An 18134-nucleotide genomic window follows, 5' to 3' on the forward strand; every position below is an offset into this window, starting at 1 on the left:
GCCGCGGGGACATTGTCCGCGCGGCCGGTCTTTCAGCCGATCACGCGGCCTCGGGCGTCTCCATCGGAGCGGCGGCCCGGCGCGTCGTGCGCAGACCCGCCATGACCATCGGCAACAGCCATGCGGCCGAGGCCTGATCGAAGCTCAACTGCCCCGCCGAGAGTCGGTTGTGCACGAATCCGACCGACAGCCCGAGGCGCGGCTCGGCCCAGCCGAAGGAACCGCCGAGGCCGATATGGCCGAAACCGCCGCGTGCGCCGGGCATCGGCAGCGAGTGGTAGCCCAGATGCCAGAGCATCGGCGCGTAGAAGAGTGCGCGGTCCAGACGGAAGGTCCGAATCCGGCTCAGCGCCTCGATGGTTCGCGGTGTCAGGTACTGCACACCGTCGGCCATACCTTCATTGGCCAGCGCGCCGTACATGGTGGCCAGCGCCGGGGCGGTGCAGACGCCATTGCCCGCACCGAGTTCGGTGTGCAGGATCGGCGGCAGTTCACCCTCCAGAATGGTCTCCAGCCCGGGTAGGAACAGGCATCGGGCGGCCGCGCCGAGCGCACCGGGCAGACCATAGCTGAGGCCCAAAACCTTTGTGCTGATCGGCTTTCCGATCAGACTCAGCTGGGTGCCCGCCAGCGGCGCATAGGTAGTCGACGAATGGGCGGGCGGCTTGCCGAGGTGGATGCCGTCGATGCCGAGCGGCTCGGCGACCTCGATGCGGAACAACTCGCTCATCCCCTGGCCGGTGACGGCACGGGCCAGTCCGGCGAGCAGCCAACCGAAGGTGAGCGCGTGATAGGCCGGAGTGCCGAGCAGGTGATCGGGCTTGGCGGCGGCGAGGCGTTCCTCCATCAGCTGATGGTCGAGCACATCCTCGAGTCCGGCAGCGATCGGGTTGAGTCCGCCGAGTCCGGCACTGTGGGTCATCACCTGACGAATGGTGATGTCACCCTTGCCGTTCTGACCGAATTCCGGCCAGTACTCGGCCACCGGCGCCTCGTAGTCGAGCAGACCGCGATCGGCCAATCGGTGGATGACCGTGGCGGTGACGCCCTTGGTCGCGGAGAAGATGATCGATCCGGTGTCCTGGGTCCAGGGCGCGTCACCCGCGCTGCCGGTCCAGATGTCGACCAGGGGCTCGCCGTGCAGATGCACGGCCAAGGCGCCGCCCGCCCCCCGGCGGTGCCCGAAGACCTTCGCGAATGCGCGTGCCAATGGTGCGAATTCGGCGGCGGCGCTGCCACCCACCCCATCGGGGAGATCCGCTAGGTCCCCGGGTGAAGCCACGTTGCTCATATATCAACGGTAATGGCGCCGATCGCGCTCGGCAATGATTGTGTCTCGGACAGTTACATTCAGTGAGGTCGCGGCAATCCCCGGGCTTCGCTATGTGCTCTCGAGTATCACGAAGGAGTGGCCCGGTATCTCCGTCGCGGAAACGCCTTCGGTCGCAGGCTCCCACGACAGCACGGAAACACCGGCAATAGGCACTGTGACCTGCTCTTCGGATAGATTGCACAGCAATGTCAACGGGCCGCGTCGCACCGCGATCCAGCCAGCATTCTCGTCATAGTCGACGCCGAGACGGGTGAGCCAAGGGTCGGCGATTTCGGCACGTGCGCGCCGCAAACCGATCAGTCTTCGATAGCAGGAAAGTAGCCGACTGTGTCGATCCTGCTCGAGTTCGGACCAATCGAGCTTCGAGCGCAGGAAGGTTTCGGGGTCCTGCGGATCCGGCACCTCGTCGGCATCCCAGCCGTGTTCGGCGAATTCGGTCTTGCGTCCGGACGCCGTGGCGGCCCCGATCACCGGATCGGTATGCGCGGTGAAGAACTGGAACGGGGTGCGCGCGCCCCACTCCTCCCCCATGAACAGCATGGGCGTGTACGCCGAGAACAGCACCAGGGCGGCCTTGATCGCCAACTGCCCGTCGGTCAGATACGCGCTGGGCCGGTCCCCGATCGCCCGATTGCCGATCTGATCATGGGTGCAGGTGTAGGCCAGTAACGCGCTTGCCGGGATCAGCCGCGTATCCATGGGCCGGCCGTGGATACGGCCACGGAAGCTGGAGTATGTTCCGGCGTGGAAGAATCCGTGTGTCAGTGTGTGTACCAGACAGCGCAACGAGCCGAAATCGGCGTAATAGCCCTGACGTTCACCGGACACCGCAGTATGCACGGCGTGGTGCAGATCGTCGTTCCACTGGCCGGTCAGGCCGTATCCGCCCGCCGCACGCGGGGTGATGAGCCGCGGATCATTGAGGTCGCTCTCCGCGATCAGCGACAGCGGCCGACGCACATGTGCGGCAAGGCTTTCGGCCTCGGCGGCCAGTTCGGCGAGTAGGTGGGTGGCGGTGCGGTCGACCAGGGCGTGCACGGCATCCAGCCGCAGTGCGTCGATGTGGAAGTCGCGCAGCCAGCGCAGTGCGTTGTCGATGATGAAGCGGCGCACGGGATCCGAGGCTGGTCCGTCCAGATTGAGGCTCTGACCCCAGGTGTTGCGGCCATCGGTCAGATACGGCGCGAAGCGGGGCAGGTAGTTACCCGAGGGGCCGAGATGGTTGTAGACGACATCGAGCGCGACCGCCAAACCCCTTGCGTGGCAGGCGTTCACGAAGCGCTGCAGCCCGTCGGGGCCGCCGTAGGGCTCGTGGACCGCATACCACAGCACGCCGTCATAGCCCCAGTTGTGGGTGCCGTCGAAGGCGTTGACCGGCATCAGCTCGACCATGGTGACGCCGAGTCCGACGAGGTGGTCGAGGCGTTCAATGGCGGCGTCGAAGGTGCCCTCGGGAGTAAACGTGCCCAGGTGCAGTTCGTACAGGATCGCGCCCGCCAGCGGCCGGCCGGTCCAGCCCGCATCGGTCCACCCGGCCGGGTCGAGGGCGTGCAGTGCCGAGCGGCCGTGCACGCCGTCGGGCTGTCTGGCCGAGCGCGGATCGGGCAGGACGGTCGGATCATCGTCGAGCAGGTAGCCGTAGCGCGTGCCGGGCGCGGCGGGCACCTCGGCTCGCCACCAACCGTCGGCGGACCTGGTCATCGGGTGCGTAGTGCCGTCCACCTCGACCCGCACCCGGTCCGGCCGCGGGGCCCACACCTCGAACAAGGTCACCGAGCCAGCATCGCATGTCACGCACCGGGCGGCCTGTCGGCATCCCGTGGGTAACCTTCGTCTTACTGACCATTGCCCACGACACGATCACCCTGACACAGTGGGGGTGTGGGAATCTACGGCGATCAGGTCGTGCCGCGGCTGGTCAATCTGGCCTGCGGGGCCAAGTTCAACAATCCGCAGCGCAAGCGTGCCTGCGCCGAGCTGCACGGACGTGTCGTGGAGATCGGCTTCGGCTCCGGGCTGAACATCCCCTTCTATCCGGCCGCCGTCGACTCCGTCAGCGCGGTCGAACCCGCCGACCTCGGGTGGCGGCTGGCGGGCAAACGGCTGGCCGAGGCCACCGTGCCGGTCGAACGCGCCGGACTCGACGGCCAATCGCTGCCCTTCGCCGATAACAGCTTCGATTCCGCCCTCTCGACCTGGACGATGTGCACCATTCCGGACATCGCGTCCGCGCTGGCCGAGGTGCGCCGGGTGCTCGTCCCGGGCGGCACCCTGCACTTCGTCGAACACGGGCTGGCACCGGATCCCGGCGTCCAGACCTGGCAGCACCGCCTGAATCCGATCGAGAAGGCCATCGCGGGCGGCTGCAATCTCGACCGGGATATCCGCGGGATCATCGAGGCCGCCGGATTCGAGATCCGCGAGCTCGACGAGTTCTACGCCGACGGACCCAAGTTCATTGCCGCACTGTCGTTGGGTGTCGCGGTCTCGCCATAGCCGTACCGGCCGTCTACATCCAGCACTAACCCGCGAGGCAGCCGGGGCCGAGCAGGGCCTTGAGGTCGCCCATCAGGGCCGAGGACGGTGAAACCCGCAGGCTGTCATCCAGCTTCCACAGTGACGTATTGTCGCGCGCGCCCACATGGCGGACGTGGACGTCGGCGGTACCCGGATGTCTGGACAGGATGCGCTTGAGTTCGCCGATCTTGTCGGGCGTGCACAGGCGCGTCGGCATGACGACCGCCAGCGGCTTGGCCACTCCGATCGAGGAGAGGTCGGGGACGGCGAGATCGTTGGCGATCAACGAGATTCGGTCGTCACGCACCGACACCCTGGCCTTCACCAGCACGACCGCGTCCTCCACCACATCCGCGCCGTACACCGAGTAGGCCTGCGGGAAGAACAGCACCTCGATACCACCGGTCAGATCCTCGATCTGGGCGGAGGCCCAGGCGAGTCCGTTCTTATTGATGCGGCGGTTGACCGAGGCGAGGATGCCGCCGATGGTCACCTGGGCGCCGTCCTTGATATCGCCCTCGAGAATGGCCGGAATGGCCGTATCCGCCTGTGCGGCGAGCACGTGTTCGACGCCGTTGAGCGGATGCCCGGATACGTACAGGCCGAGCATTTCCCGCTCGAGCGCCAGCTTGTGCTTGGTCTCCCACTCCTCCTCGGGCACCTTCACGTTGAAGACCGAGGCCACCGAATCGTCGCCGTCGTCCAGCCCGCCGAACAGGTCGAACTGACCGATCGCCTCGGCCTTCTTGGTGGACATCACCGCGTCGATGGCATCGGAGTGGATCAGCAGAAGACCCTTGCGCGGATGTCCGAGCGAGTCGAATCCGCCTGCCTTGATGAGGGATTCGGTGACCTTCTTGGTGCAGGCGATGGCGTCGATCTTGTTCAGGTAGTCGGAGAAATCGGTGAACTTCGACTTCTCCTTGCGCGCCTGGATGATCGAGGTGACGACATTGGCGCCGACATTGCGCACCGCGCCGAGGCCGAACCGGATGTCCTTGCCCACCGAGGCGAAGTTCAGCTCCGATTCGTTGACATCCGGCGGCAGCACGGTGATGCCGAGGCGGCGGCAATCCGACAGGTAGACCGCGGCCTTGTCCTTATCGTCGCCGACGGAGGTGAGCAGGGCGGCCATGTATTCGGCGGGATAGTTCGCCTTGAGATAGGCAGTCCAGTAGGAGATCAGGCCGTAGGCGGCGGCGTGCGATTTGTTGAACGCGTAACCGGCGAACGGAAGGATGGTGTCCCACAGCGCCTTGATGGCCGCCTTGGAATACCCGTTGGCCTGCATGCCCTCCTCGAAGCCCTCGAACTCCGCGGCCAGCACCTCGGCCTTCTTCTTACCCATCGCGCGGCGCAGAATATCTGCTCGACCGAGCGAGTACCCGGCCACTTTCTGCGCGACGTGCATGATCTGCTCTTGATAGACGATCAAGCCGTAAGTCTCGCCGAGGATGTCCTTCAGCGGCTCCTCCAGCTCCGGATGGATCGGCTTGACCTCTTGCCGGTCGTTCTTGCGGTCGGCGTAGTCGTTGTGCGCGTTCATGCCCATCGGGCCGGGGCGGTACAGCGCGCCGACGGCCACGATGTCCTCGAACGCGGTCGGCTGCATGCGGCGCAGCAGATCGCGCATGGGCCCACCATCGAGCTGGAATACGCCGAGAGTGTCACCGCGCGAGAGCAATTCGTAGGTACGCGGATCGTCCAGTGGCAACCGGTCCATATCCAGGTCGACGCCGCGGTTGGCCTGGATGTTCTCCAGCGCGTCGCCGATCACCGTCAGGTTGCGCAGGCCAAGGAAGTCCATCTTCAGCAGGCCGATGGCCTCGCACGACGGATAGTCCCAGCCGGTGATGAGCGCACCGTCCTGGGGCCGCTTCCAGACCGGGATCGCGTCGGTGAGCGGATCACAGGACATGATGACCGCGCAGGCGTGCACACCCGCGTTGCGGATCAGGCCCTCGAGGCCGCGCGCGGTTTCGTAGATCTTGGCGACATCGGGATTGCTGGCGATGAGTTCGCGAACCTCGGCGGCCTCCTTGTACCGCTCGTGCTCCGGATCGGTGATGCCGGACACCGAGATGTCCTTGGCCATGATCGGCGGCGGCAGCGCCTTGGTGATCTGGTCGGCGATGGCGAAACCGGGCTGGCCGAACAGCACTCGCGCCGAGTCCTTGATGGCGGCCTTGGTCTTGATGGTGCCGAAGGTGATGACCTGGGCGACGCGATCGGAGCCCCACTTCTCACTCGCGTAGCGGACCATCTCACCGCGGCGGCGATCGTCGAAGTCGATATCGATATCGGGCATCGACACGCGCTCGGGATTGAGGAAGCGCTCGAAGAGCAGACCGTGCGGGATCGGATCGATATTGGTGATGCCGAGCGCGTAGGCGACCAGCGAACCGGCCGCGGAACCACGGCCGGGACCGACCCGGATGCCGACCTCGCGGGCGTGGTTGATCAGGTCGCCGACGACGAGGAAGTAGGCCGGGAAGCCCATCTCCAGGATGACGCCGATCTCGTACTGCGCGCGGTCCAGATACTCCTGGGGCGCGCCGTCCGGGAAGCGGCGCGCCAGCCCGAGGTCGACCTCGCGGCGCAGCCAGCTGGCCTGGTCGTGGCCCTCGGGCACCGGGAAGATCGGCATCCGGTCGCGGTGCTGCCACACCTCGTCGTAGGACTGCACCCGCTCGGCGATCAACAGCGTGGAATCGCAGGCGCCGGGCACCTCCATATCCCAGATCGCCCGCATCTCCTCCGCGGACTTCAGGTAGTAGCCGTCGCCGTCGAACTTGAAACGTGTTGGGTCGCTGAGGGTTTTACCGGTCTGGATGCACAGCAGCGCCTCGTGATTGGTCGAGGCGTCCTTGGTGACGTAATGGCAGTCGTTGGTGGCCAGCGGCCGGATCCCGAGCTTTTTGCCGATCTCGAGCAGCCCCTCGCGGACCCGGCGCTCGATGGACAGGCCGTGGTCCATGATCTCCAGGAAGAAATTGTCCGGTCCGAAGATCTCCTGCCATTTGGCCGCCGCCTCCAGGGCCTCGCGGTCGTGACCGAGACGCAGGCGGGTCTGTACCTCGCCCGACGGGCAGCCGGTGGTGGCGATGATGCCCGCGGCGTGCTCGGCGATGATCTCCTCGTCCATGCGCGCCCACTTGCCGAGCTGACCCTCCAGCGAGGCGAGCGAGGACAGCTTGAACAGGTTGTGCAGGCCGGTCGCGTTCTCCGCGACCATGGTCATATGCGTGTAGGCGCCGGAGCCGGAGACGTCGTCGCCCTTCTGGCTGGGATCACCCCACTGCACGCGCTTGGTGTCGAACCGGGAACCCGGCGCGATGTAGGCCTCGATGCCGATGATCGGCTTGATATCGGCCTTCTTGGCGGAGTTGTAGAACTCCGAGGCCCCGTACATATTGCCGTGGTCGGTCATGCCGACCGCGGTCATACCCAGCCGTTTTGCCTCGGCGAAGAGCGGAGATATCTTGGCGGCACCGTCGAGCATGGAGTACTCGGTGTGGTTGTGCAGGTGAACGAACGATCCGGACGAGGCGGCCAAGACGGTCCTTCCTCCCAAGGTCTCGACGGGGGTTGGTGTAGCGATTCTAGGGGTCCCCACCGACGAGTTCGGCTTCCCGCGCCGCGCTGACGCAGGTGCTCGGCGTGTCGGTGGTGAAGATCACCGGCGCGTCTCGCGACTCACTATTGCGGCTGTCCGATTTCCGCGACAGTGGGGTGGTCCGCGGATCGCTCGACCCTACGCGAGCCCTCGATCAAGCGCGCTTGCGCCAGACGAATTTCGAACCGGACCAATCGTTGTCGAGCGCGGCCACCCCCGACGATCGGCCGAACGGCCTGAGCCGGAGGCTTCTGACGGTTCCCGTCGGTTCGATCCGCGCTGATTCTGCTGGTGCCCTCGCCCGATCGGCGCTGTCGCATTCGGTGGTCCGCCGCGATAATCGGGCGATGAGGTGGCTGAGGCGTTCGGGGCGGGCGCGGTGACGACCGCCGTTGTCGCGGTCGTCGCGGGCGCGGTCTTGATCGTCGGCGCGCTGCTGGTGTGGTCGCGGACGCGGCGGGTGGTGACCACTCCGGCCGAGCGGGCGGTGTACAGCGCACTGCATACGGCGTCGCTGGCCGCACGGCCATTGCGGCAGGGTTTGAACGATCGGTCCGCCCAGGAGGCCGCACCGCATCTGCGGGCGCTCACCGGGGCCGATGCGTTGGGCGTGGCCGATCCGGACGGCACGCTGCTGGCCTGGGACGGGCCGCATTCGGATCTGGCCGAGCCGTTCACCGACGCGGCCCGGCGGGCGATGGCGACCGAACGACCGGTGCTGGTGTCGGGGCCCGGCCGGGGCGAACACGCCGGGCGCACGCTGATCGCGCAGCCGCTGCTCATCGAAAATGCCGGGGTGGCAGGGGCTTTGGGGGTGGTGACCACCGCTAAGCCGGAGCCGGGGCGGCTGGGGGCGGTCGCCGAGGTGGCGCGATATGCCTGCGGGCAGCTGGAGTTGGCGGAGTTGGACGCGTCGCGGGCCCGGCTCGATCGGGCCGAGGTGCGGGCGTTGCGGGCGCAGATCAGCCCGCATTTCATCTATAACGCGCTCAATACCGTTGCGTCGTTTGTGCGTACCGATCCGGATCGGGCGCGCGAGTTGATCCTGGAGTTCGCGGACTTCACCCGGTATTCGTTCCGCGCCGCGGGTGAATTCACGGTCCTGTCCGACGAACTGCGCAATATCGAGCGGTATCTGGCGCTGGAGCGGGCCCGCTTCGGTGACGCGCTGGAGGTGCGGTTGCAGATCGCGCCCGAGGTACTGGGGGTCGCGCTGCCGTTCCTCGCGCTACAGCCGTTGGTGGAGAACGCGGTTCGACACGGTTTGGCCGGGGCGGCGCGTGGCGGCACCGTGACCATTGTCGCGGCCGATGCGGGCACCGACTGCGTGATCAGCGTCGAGGACGACGGGATCGGGATGGATCCGGATCTGCTGCGCTCCGGAGCGCTCGATGCCATCGAAACCGGCACCGGCCCTGCGGGTTCCGGTGAATCCGCGCATGTGGGTCTGGCCAATGTCGACGACCGGCTGCGCGCCGCGTTCGGCAACGACTACGGGTTGATCGTGGAAACCGCGCCGGGTGCGGGCACCAAGGTGAGCCTGCGCGTGCCCAAGTTCCGCGCGGGTATACAGGCCTGACCACCCAAGCCGCGTCGCGGCACACGCCTGTTGGTCACAGCACTTGCGCATCGCACGAGCGTCGCGACGAACACGCACGTGAAGTGCGCCCCGGCTCCGGGTGCGCTGCCGATCGACCCTGGTGTAGACATCCGGACCGCCGCTCGAGACGCGGCGTTTACCATGGAACGACTGTGACCCGGACCACCGACCAGTCCGCGGCCGCGCTGCGTGTGCTCGCTGTGGATGATGAGAAGCCCGCTCTGGACGAGCTGGTCTATTTGTTGCGCGCACAACCGGGCGTCGGGGAGATCCACCACGCCAGTGATGCGACCAGCGCGCTGCGGCTGATGCGGGCCCATCCGATCGATGCGGTGTTCCTCGATATCAATATGCCCGGGTTGGACGGGATGGAGTTGGCGGGGATTCTGTCGGAGTTCGCCAATCCGCCCGCCGTGGTCTTCGTGACCGCACACGACGACCGGGCCATCGCGGCATTCGATCTCGGAGCGGTGGATTATCTGTTGAAGCCGCTGCGCGAGGCACGACTGGTGGAGGCGGTGCGACGGATCGCCGGGGCGCGCATTGCCGCCCCGGCCGTTGCGCTGCCGCAGGCCGATCCCAGCGAGGTCATTCCGGTGGAGTTGGGCGGGGTCACCACTTTGGTGCACCGGTCGAGCGTGAGCTGGGTGGAGGCGGATGGCGATTACGCCAGGCTGCATACCAACGCGGGCTCGCATCTGGTGCGGATTCCCTTGTCGGCGTTGGAATCCCGCTGGGAGAACGCCGGATTCCTGCGGGTGCACCGGTCGTATCTGGTGGCGCTGCGGCTGGTGACCGGGTTGCGCACGGTGGGCAACGGGACGGTGGTCCGGCTGCGCGCCGACGGCAATGCCGTGGCGGTGGAACTGCCGGTCAGCCGTCGGCAGGTGCGGGAGCTGAAGCAGCGGCTCGTGCACGGGCCGCGTCAGCAGTGGACGAATCCGTGACCACACCGCAGCGCCCGACCCGCCAGCGCGTTGTACTCGCCGAACGCCGCGGTGCGCGCCGGGTGCGGACCCGCACGGAGGTGGTCGAGCAGACCGAGATCGGTGCGGCGTTGATCGGTGGGCTGATCCGGGCCCAGCTCGGGCTGGCGCTGCGGGTGGGGTTGGTCATGGTTCTCGTATTGTGTTCGCTCCCGGTGCTTTTCCGGCTCGGCTCGGCCGGTTCGTTCGTCGTGCTCGGGGTCCGGCTGCCGTGGTTGCTGCTCGGTGTCGCCGTGTATCCGGTGCTGTACGGCGTCGGGCGACTGTATGTGCGCCTGGCCGAACGCAACGAACAGGACTTCCTGGAATTGGCCGAGGACTGACTGGATGTCGCGTGCCGCAATACCGCTGGCCAACCGTCGCCCTGCGGAGAATCCACGAGCCATTCCAACCCGAACCCATCGGCCCTATCGCACGCTGACCGAACTCGGCGTCGAACACGACAGCGGCGGACGCATCCGGCTCGAGGCGATCCTGGCCCGCGTCCAGCAGAGCCCCAGCAGCACCCCGGTCTCGGTCGGCGGACCATATCGAGGCATGCCATGAGCGCCGCGACGGCCCCAGCGCTCACGGTGCTCGCGCTGCTGTTCGCGGCGCTCGCCACGGTCGCCATCGGCGTCTACGGTGTTCGGTTGGCGCGCACCACCTCCGACTTCCTGGTCGCCTCGCGCAGTGTCGGACCGCGCTGGAATGCGGCGGCGATATCCGGTGAATACCTTTCGGCCGCTTCATTTCTCGGCGTAGCGGGGCTGATCGCGAAGTACGGTGCGGACGCGCTGTGGTATCCGGTCGGGTTCACCGCCGGATATCTCGGGCTGCTGTTGTTCGTCGCGGCTCCGCTGCGGCGGTCCGGGGCGTATACGGTTCCGGACTTCGCGGAATTCCGGCTCGAGTCGCTGCGGTTGCGCCGGCTGGCGGCGGTCGTGGTGGTGCTGGTCTGCGGGGTCTACCTGATTCCGCAGTTCCAGGGCGCGGGGCTGACATTGCACATTCTGCTGAATGTGCCGAAATGGGTCGGCGCGGTGGCGGTGGGCGCGATCATCATCGCGAATGTGGCCGGCGGCGGCATGCGGTCGATCACGCTGGTGCAGGCCTTCCAGTACTGGCTGAAGCTGACCGCGGTGGCGATTCCGGCGCTGGTGCTGCTCGGACATTTCCTGGCCGAGGATCGCGAGCTCGGCACGCCCGCTCCCCCGGTGGTCACCGAGCGCACCACGGTGGATGTCAGCACCGGCGTGGTGGTGCGGGTCGGTGCGCCGCAACAGGTTTCGATCACCGGGACGCTCGACGATCGGGCGGTGGACGGTCCGGTCCTGCTGACGCCGGGTGCGCACGAACTGGCGGCGGGCACCGAGCTGACCCTGGAGGCCGGGTCCGCCGTGCCGGTGGTGGCCGGAGCACCGACCAACGGCGCGGCCTGGCTGACGCCCGGCGGCGGATTCGGCGGCACCCATCCCACCTACCAGGTCTATTCGCTGATCATCGCCACTTTTCTGGGCACCATGGGACTTCCGCATGTGCTGGTGCGGTTCTATACGAATCCGGATGGCCGCGCGGCGCGCACGACCGCGCTCGCGGTGATAGGCCTGGTCGGATTGTTCTACCTCTTCCCCATTCTGCTCGGGGTATTCGCGCGACTGTATGTGCCGCAGCTGCTGATCACCGGCACCTCCGACGCGGCGGTGGTGCTGCTGCCCGGATCGGTGCTCGCGGGGCTGCCCGGTCAGCTGCTGGCGGCGCTGGCGGCCGCGGGTGCGATCGCGGCATTCCTGTCCACCTCGTCCGGACTGCTGGTCAGCATCGCGGGCGTGCTCAGTACCGATATGCTGCGCGGGCGGATTCGCGATTTCCGGGCCGCCGCATTGTTCGCCGGTGCTGTGCCCCTTGGTCTTTCGCTCACGGTGGTGTCGCTGGATCTGTCCCGGACTGTCGCACTGGCCTTCTCGGTGGCCGCTTCGACGCTGTGCCCGCTGCTGGTGCTGGGCATCTGGTGGCGCGGTCTGACGGCGAAGGGTGCGGCGACCGGACTGATCGTCGGCGGTCTGGCCGCGGGTGGCGCGACGGCGGTATCGGTGACCGGCGGCATCTCCGATCGGCCCGCGGGCGGCTGGCTCGCCGCCGTACTCGGCTATCCCGCGGCGATCAGCGTGCCACTGGCATTCGCGGCGATGATCCTGGTCAGCATGCTGACGCGGGGGCAGAGCGCGCGCCGGGTCGGGCGGATCTTCGTCCGCATGCACGCACCCGAGCGGCTCGGCATGGGCGCCGACCGTGAGCGGGTGCTGCGGTCGAGCTGACCGCCGACCGTTCGTCGCGGCCAGCCGACCGTTCACCGCACAATCGAGGGCCTTCACAGAGTGACCCACAACACATCATGATTCGCTCACGAAGGTCCCCTTATGGTCAGCGAGTAGTAAGCCACGTCACACGCTAGGACCCTGCGATGACCAGTATCGACCTCGACAAAGATGGCACGCCACCACGGCGCACGCCGACGGCGGAAGATTTCGCCGCCGTCCAGTCGAGTCCCCAATTCCAGGAATTGCGAAGTCGGTTGCGCCGCTTCGTCTTTCCGATGACCGCGCTGTTCCTGGTCTGGTACCTGAGCTACGTGCTGCTCGGCGCCTACGCGCACGATTTCATGGCCACCAAGGTCATCGGCACCATCAACCTCGGCCTGCTGCTCGGCCTCGGTCAGTTCGTATCGACATTCGTGATCACTTGGCTCTACGTCCGGTTCGCCAATAAGGAACTCGATCCGCGCGCCGCGTCGATCCGCGACTACCTCGAGGGAGGCCAGGCGTGAACCAGCAATACCTCGCCGCCGCGACGGTCGGCAATCCCGCCGCGAATATCGCCATCTTCGGCCTCTTCGTGGCGATCACGATGGTCGTGGTGATCCGGGCCAGTCGCAATAACCGCACCGCCGCCGACTACTTCACCGGCGGCCGCGGCTTCACCGGACCGCAGAACGGCATCGCCATCGCGGGCGACTACCTGTCGGCCGCAAGCTTTCTCGGCATCGCCGGCGCCATCGCGGTATACGGCTACGACGGATTCCTGTACTCCATCGGATTCCTGGTGGCCTGGTTGGTCGCATTGCTGCTGGTCGCCGAAATGCTCAGGAACACGGGAAAATTCACGATGGCGGACGTGCTCAGCTTCCGCTTGCAGGAAGGTCCGGTCCGCACCGCGGCCGCGCTGACCACTCTCGCGGTCTCGCTGTTCTATCTGCTGGCGCAGATGGCGGGTGCGGGTGGTCTGGTCGCGCTGCTGCTCGATATCTCCGATAAGACCGGGCAGAGCATCGTCATCGCCGTGGTCGGCGTGCTGATGATCGTGTACGTGCTGGTCGGCGGCATGAAGGGCACCACATGGGTGCAGATCATCAAGGCGGTGCTGCTGATCACCGGCGCGGCGCTGATGACCGTCATGGTGTTCGCCAAATTCGGCTTCAACTTCTCCGACATCCTCGGCTCGGCCCAGGACGCGGTGCACGGGTCCAAGTCCAAGGGCGTTTCCGCCCGTGACGTGCTCGCCCCCGGCGCCCAGTACGGTGGCAGCGCGACCTCCAAGCTGAACTTCGTCTCCCTCGGCCTGGCGCTGGTGCTCGGTACCGCGGGTCTGCCGCATGTGCTGATGCGCTTCTACACCGTGCCGACCGCGAAAGAGGCACGCCGCTCGGTGGTTTGGGCCATCGGCCTGATCGGCGCGTTCTACCTGTTCACCCTGGTGCTGGGCTACGGCGCGGCCGCCATCGTCGGACCGGACCGCATCCTCGCCTCGGCGGGCGGTCAGAATTCGGCGGCGCCGCTGCTGGCGTTCGAACTCGGCGGTGTGGTCCTGCTCGGCATCATCTCCGCGGTCGCCTTCGCCACCATCCTGGCGGTCGTGGCGGGCCTGACGATTACCGCGTCGGCATCGTTCGCGCACGACATCTACGCCAGCGTGATCAAGAAGGGCCGGGTCGACGAGAACAAGCAGGTCAAGGTCTCCCGGATCACCGCCGTGGTGATCGGTGCGCTGGCCATCGGCCTCGGCATCCTGGCCAACGGTCAGAACATCGCGTTCCTGGTGGCGCTGGCCTTCGCGGTCGCGGCGGCGGCGAATCTGCCGACCATTGTGTACTCGCTGTTCTGGAAGCGGTTCAACACCACCGGTGCGCTGTTCAGCATGTACGGCGGCCTGATCTCGACCATTGTGCTGATCGTGTTCTCCCCCGCGGTATCCGGGACCAAGACCGCGATGATCCCGGGTTCGGACTTCGACTGGTTCCCGCTGTCGAATCCCGGAATCGTGTCCATCCCACTGGCTTTCGTGCTCGGCGTGGTCGGCACGTTCCTCGGCGGTCGCAAGCCGGAGGATCCGGCGAAGCAGGCCGAGATGGAGGTTCGCTCGCTCACCGGTGTCGGCGCGGAGAAGGCGGTCGTGCACTGACCGCATGCGACTGAGCCTGCCGCCCTTGCTGTTTCGATAGGAGAAGATCGACGTTGACCAGTGCGACCACCGACCCGACCACCTACCCGCCGGATGCGGCGTTCGCCGCGAGCGCGAACGCGTCCGGTGCGCTGTATGACCTCGCCAGGGCCGATCGGCTGGAGTTCTGGGCCGAGCAGGCTCGGCGGTTGCACTGGCATCAGCCATGGACGCAGGTACTCGACTGGAGCGACGCTCCGGTCGCGCAATGGTTCGTCGGCGGCAAGCTCAATGTCGCTTACAACTGCGTGGACCGCCACGTAGTGGACGGGTACGGCGACCAGGTCGCCATCCATTGGGAAGGCGAACCCGGCGACTCCCGTGATATCACCTACAGCGAGCTGCTGGCCGAAGTATCCAGGGCGGCAAATTATTTCACCGAGCTCGGGCTGCGGACCGGCGATCGCGTCGCCATCTATATGCCGATGGTGCCGGAGGCGATCGTCTCGATGCTGGCCTGCGCCCGGCTCGGGCTCACGCATTCGGTGGTGTTCGCCGGGTTCTCGCCGACGGCGCTGCGCCAACGGGTCGACGATGCCGGTGCGCGCCTGGTGATCACCACCGACGGGCAGTGGCGGCGTGGTACGGCCGCACCACTCAAGGCAGCGGTCGACGAGGCGCTGGCCGACGGCGAGCACACCGTCGAACACGTACTCGTGGTGCGCCGCACCAATATCGAGGTGCCGTGGACCGGGGGACGCGATCTGTGGTGGCACGACACCGTCACCGACGCGTCGCCCGATCACCAGGTGCAGGCATTCGACGCAGAACACCCGCTGTTCATCCTGTACACCTCCGGCACCACCGGAAAGCCCAAGGGCATCCTGCACACCACCGGCGGTTACCTGACCCAGGCCGCCTACACCCATCACAATGTCTTCGATCACCGAGCGGGACAAGACGTCTACTGGTGCACCGCCGATATCGGCTGGGTCACCGGACACAGCTATATCGTCTACGGACCGCTCGCCAACCGCGCCACCCAGGTCGTCTACGAGGGCACGCCCAACTCCCCCGATGAGCACCGGCACTTCGACATCATCGAAAAGTACGGCGTCACCATCTATTACACCGCCCCCACGCTGGTGCGGACCTTCATGAAGTGGGGCCGTCAGATTCCGGACGCGCACGATCTGTCCTCGCTGCGACTGCTCGGCAGCGTCGGCGAACCGATCAATCCGGAGGCCTGGCGCTGGTACCGAGAGGTGTTGGGCGGCAACCGGACTCCGATTGTGGACACCTGGTGGCAGACCGAGACGGGCGCCATCATGATCTCCCCACTGCCCGGCGTCACGGCGGCCAAACCGGGTGCGGCCATGACCGCGCTGCCCGGCATCTCCGCGAAGATCGTCGATGACGACGGCGTCGAACTCGAGCGCGGCCGGTCCGGACTGCTGGTGCTGGACCAGCCGTGGCCGTCGATGCTGCGTGGCATCTGGGGCGATATGGATCGGTTCCGCGCGACCTACTGGGATCGATTCGCCGACCGCGGTTGGTATTTCGCCGGTGACGGCGCCAAGCTCGACGACGACGGCGACCTCTGGGTGCTGGGCCGGGTCGACGATGTCATGAACGTCTCCGGGCACCGGATCTCCACCGCCGAGGTGGAATCCGCGCTCGTCGGGCATGCGTCGGTCGCGGAGGCCGCGGTGGTCGGTGCGAACGACGCCACCACCGGCCAGGCGATCGTGGCGTTCGTCATTCTCACCGCAGGCGCGAACTATTCGGGCGACGCGCTGATCGGCGAGCTGAAAGCCGCGGTCTCCCAGGAGATCAGCCCCATCGCCCGCCCCAGGGAAATCCACATTGTCCCGGAACTCCCGAAAACCCGCAGCGGCAAGATCATGCGCCGCCTACTCCGCGATGTCGCAGAGGGTCGCGAACTCGGCGATACGTCGACCCTCGTCGATCCGAAGGTCTTCGAGGCCATCGCCCGCGGTTAGGCGACGCCCCTGGCGGCGGACCCGGCCAACACCGATGAGGGGGATCGGGTCCGCCGCTACCGCTAGGGCACGAACGGTGCGGTGGCGCGGGCGTGGCGCAGTGCCATTGCCCACCAGGAGAGTTGGTCGAGGGCGGCGATGACGGCCTCATCGAGTTCGGCGTCGCGGCGGGGCCAGGTGCCGTCGGGGGCGAAGCGCTGCCAGGACTTGGCGATCGGGACGGTCCGGCGGATGGGGACGGCATTGAGTTCGGCGAATATCTGGCGCAGCTGGGCGGTGGCGCGAGTGCCGTCGGAGTCGCGGGCGTAGCTGACGATGGTGACCGGTTTGGCGGCCCATTCGCTGTCGAACCAGTCGATGGCGTTCTTCAGTGCGGCCGGGAAGCTGCTGTTGTATTCGGGGGTGATCACGACGAAGGCGTCGGCGGCGGCCAGGCGCTCCCCCAACTCCCGCACGGTCTCGGGTGTCGGTTCGTCGCGGTCGCCGAGTCGGTCGGGCAGGGTGGCGGTCGCGAGATCGATGGTGTCGAGGTACAGGTCGCGGCGGCGGTGGACGCGGCCCGCGAACCAGTTGGCGACGGTCGGGCCGAAGCGGCCGCTCCGGGTGCTGCCGATGATCATCGCAATGCGCAGGCGCTGCTGCGCTACCCCGAACTGCGCCCGAGGTAGCGCGTCGATGGCTCGCTCGTTCACTGTGCGGCCTTGATCGGCGCGTCGAGGAATGCCGGAATGATCGACAGCAGCAGTTCCGGCCGGTGCACCAGGGTGACGTGCGAGGTGCCGGGCAGGATGGCCAGTTGTGCGTTGGGCAGGCCCGCCGGGGTGTCGCCCATCGCGCCGCCGCCGAAGATGCGGAACATCTCGACGGCGTGCTCGGGCCGGATGATGTCGGCGTCACCGACCATCGTCAAGGTCGGCGACGTGATCTGCCGCACCGCCTCGACCGGGAAGGTGGGGGTCGCGTTCCTGTCCTGTTCGCTGACCTTGGCGACCAGCCGCGGGAAGTCCTCGGGGCGGGGCGCATTCGCGAGGTAGTCGTTGTAGAACGGTGTGCCGTGCAGCATTTCGGGCTGGATTTCGGCAAATCCTTCCATCAGACCGGGTTTCATGCCGTTCACGTCGAGGCTGGCCGCGGCGATGATCTGCTTGCGCACCAGATCCGGGTGGGTGAGCGCGATCCGCAGGGCGACGCCGCCGCCCATGCTGTAGCCGAAGATATCGGCGCGCCGGACACCGATGCTGTGCAGCAGGGCCACGGTGTCCTCGGCCATCTGCTCGTAGCGCAGCGGGCGGTCGATATCGGCGGTGCGGCCGTGCGCCTGCTGTTCGATGGCGATGACGCGGCGGGTCTTGGACAGTTCCGGAATCAGCTGGCCGAAGTCGGTGTCGATGCCCGAGAGGGCGCCGTGCAGCAGGACGAGCGGGGGCTGGTCGGTCGCAGGACCGTGCACCTCGTAGTACATGTGCAGGCCGTTGACCTCGGCGTAGGCGCCGGGTGTCTGCACGTTGTCGGAGCCGCAGCCGGTGAGCAGTGCGGTCACGGTGGCTGCGATGGTGGTGGCGATCGCGGTGGTGAGTTTCATATCGGGCTCCTCGGGTCGGTGTCGCTGCGTTGTGACCAACTCTGGGCGCGGCCCCTTCCGGTTTGTTTACGGTCCGATTCC

Annotated in this window: 14 protein-coding genes; 9 read left to right on the plus strand and 5 right to left on the minus strand. The window is 67.0% G+C overall.

The genetic code is table 11. The features are described 5' to 3' along the window. Positions 1–40: 40 nt before the first annotated feature. Together ACHQ4I_RS10740 and treZ are read right to left on the minus strand one after the other, a co-directional pair. Positions 41–1291 carry a serine hydrolase domain-containing protein gene (locus ACHQ4I_RS10740; RefSeq protein ID WP_420771544.1) on the minus strand — a complete coding sequence of 417 codons (1251 nt, stop codon included), beginning with the start codon at positions 1289–1291 and terminating at the stop codon, positions 41–43. A 90-nt stretch (positions 1292–1381) separates the two neighbouring features. Further along, entirely contained in the window at positions 1382–3106 is a 1725-nt protein-coding gene (gene treZ / locus ACHQ4I_RS10745; RefSeq protein WP_420771545.1) for a malto-oligosyltrehalose trehalohydrolase, read from the minus strand. Positions 3107–3214: 108 nt separating this feature from the next. On the opposite strand from treZ, the gene ACHQ4I_RS10750 reads away from it, so the two are divergent. Then, on the plus strand, positions 3215–3829 hold the full coding sequence (locus tag ACHQ4I_RS10750; protein ID WP_420771546.1) for a class I SAM-dependent methyltransferase: 615 nt from the start codon (positions 3215–3217) through the stop codon (positions 3827–3829). Between the two features lie 25 nt (positions 3830–3854). Here the strand turns inward: ACHQ4I_RS10750 and dnaE are convergent, their stop codons facing one another. After that, positions 3855–7406: a DNA polymerase III subunit alpha gene (dnaE, locus tag ACHQ4I_RS10755; RefSeq protein ID WP_420771547.1), complete on the minus strand. Its 3552-nt coding sequence runs from the start codon at positions 7404–7406 to the stop codon at positions 3855–3857. 439 nt (positions 7407–7845) lie between these two features. On the opposite strand from dnaE, the gene ACHQ4I_RS10760 reads away from it, so the two are divergent. From ACHQ4I_RS10760 to acs, 8 genes are all read left to right on the plus strand, one after another. Then, a complete protein-coding gene (locus ACHQ4I_RS10760; RefSeq protein ID WP_420771575.1) occupies positions 7846–9045 on the plus strand; it encodes a histidine kinase in 1200 nt (399 codons plus the stop codon). A gap of 173 nt (positions 9046–9218) precedes the next feature. Further along, the gene (locus ACHQ4I_RS10765) at positions 9219–10013 is read left to right on the plus strand and encodes a LytR/AlgR family response regulator transcription factor (RefSeq protein ID WP_420771548.1); all 795 of its coding nucleotides are present in this window, start codon (positions 9219–9221) and stop codon (positions 10011–10013) included. Continuing rightward, positions 10010–10375, plus strand: coding sequence for a hypothetical protein (locus tag ACHQ4I_RS10770; protein ID WP_420771549.1), 366 nt, complete (start codon positions 10010–10012; stop codon positions 10373–10375). Before ACHQ4I_RS10765 ends, ACHQ4I_RS10770 begins: the two co-directional genes overlap by 4 nt. Before the next feature lie 4 nt (positions 10376–10379). Next, positions 10380–10598: a hypothetical protein gene (locus tag ACHQ4I_RS10775; RefSeq protein WP_420771550.1), complete on the plus strand. Its 219-nt coding sequence runs from the start codon at positions 10380–10382 to the stop codon at positions 10596–10598. Next, positions 10595–12349, plus strand: a complete 1755-nt coding sequence (locus tag ACHQ4I_RS10780; RefSeq protein WP_420771551.1) for a sodium/solute symporter — start codon at positions 10595–10597, stop codon at positions 12347–12349. Before ACHQ4I_RS10775 ends, ACHQ4I_RS10780 begins: the two co-directional genes overlap by 4 nt. Before the next feature lie 146 nt (positions 12350–12495). After that, the gene (locus ACHQ4I_RS10785) at positions 12496–12858 is read left to right on the plus strand and encodes a DUF485 domain-containing protein (RefSeq protein WP_420771552.1); all 363 of its coding nucleotides are present in this window, start codon (positions 12496–12498) and stop codon (positions 12856–12858) included. Further along, complete coding sequence (locus ACHQ4I_RS10790; protein ID WP_420771553.1) at positions 12855–14489, plus strand: solute symporter family protein; 1635 nt, start codon at positions 12855–12857, stop codon at positions 14487–14489. The genes ACHQ4I_RS10785 and ACHQ4I_RS10790 overlap by 4 nt, the downstream gene beginning before the upstream one ends. Before the next feature lie 53 nt (positions 14490–14542). Beyond that, positions 14543–16471 carry an acetate--CoA ligase gene (gene acs / locus ACHQ4I_RS10795; RefSeq protein WP_420771554.1) on the plus strand — a complete coding sequence of 643 codons (1929 nt, stop codon included), beginning with the start codon at positions 14543–14545 and terminating at the stop codon, positions 16469–16471. Between the two features lie 62 nt (positions 16472–16533). Here acs and ACHQ4I_RS10800 read toward each other — a convergent pair whose 3' ends face one another. Further along, a complete protein-coding gene (locus tag ACHQ4I_RS10800; protein WP_420771576.1) occupies positions 16534–17091 on the minus strand; it encodes an NADPH-dependent FMN reductase in 558 nt (185 codons plus the stop codon). A 68-nt stretch (positions 17092–17159) separates the two neighbouring features. Next, positions 17160–18053, minus strand: coding sequence for an alpha/beta fold hydrolase (locus ACHQ4I_RS10805; RefSeq protein WP_420771555.1), 894 nt, complete (start codon positions 18051–18053; stop codon positions 17160–17162). Positions 18054–18134 lie beyond the last annotated feature (81 nt).

The organism is Nocardia nepalensis (assembly GCF_048910785.1).
GTDB classification, from domain to species: Bacteria; Actinomycetota; Actinomycetes; order Mycobacteriales; family Mycobacteriaceae; genus Nocardia; species Nocardia nepalensis.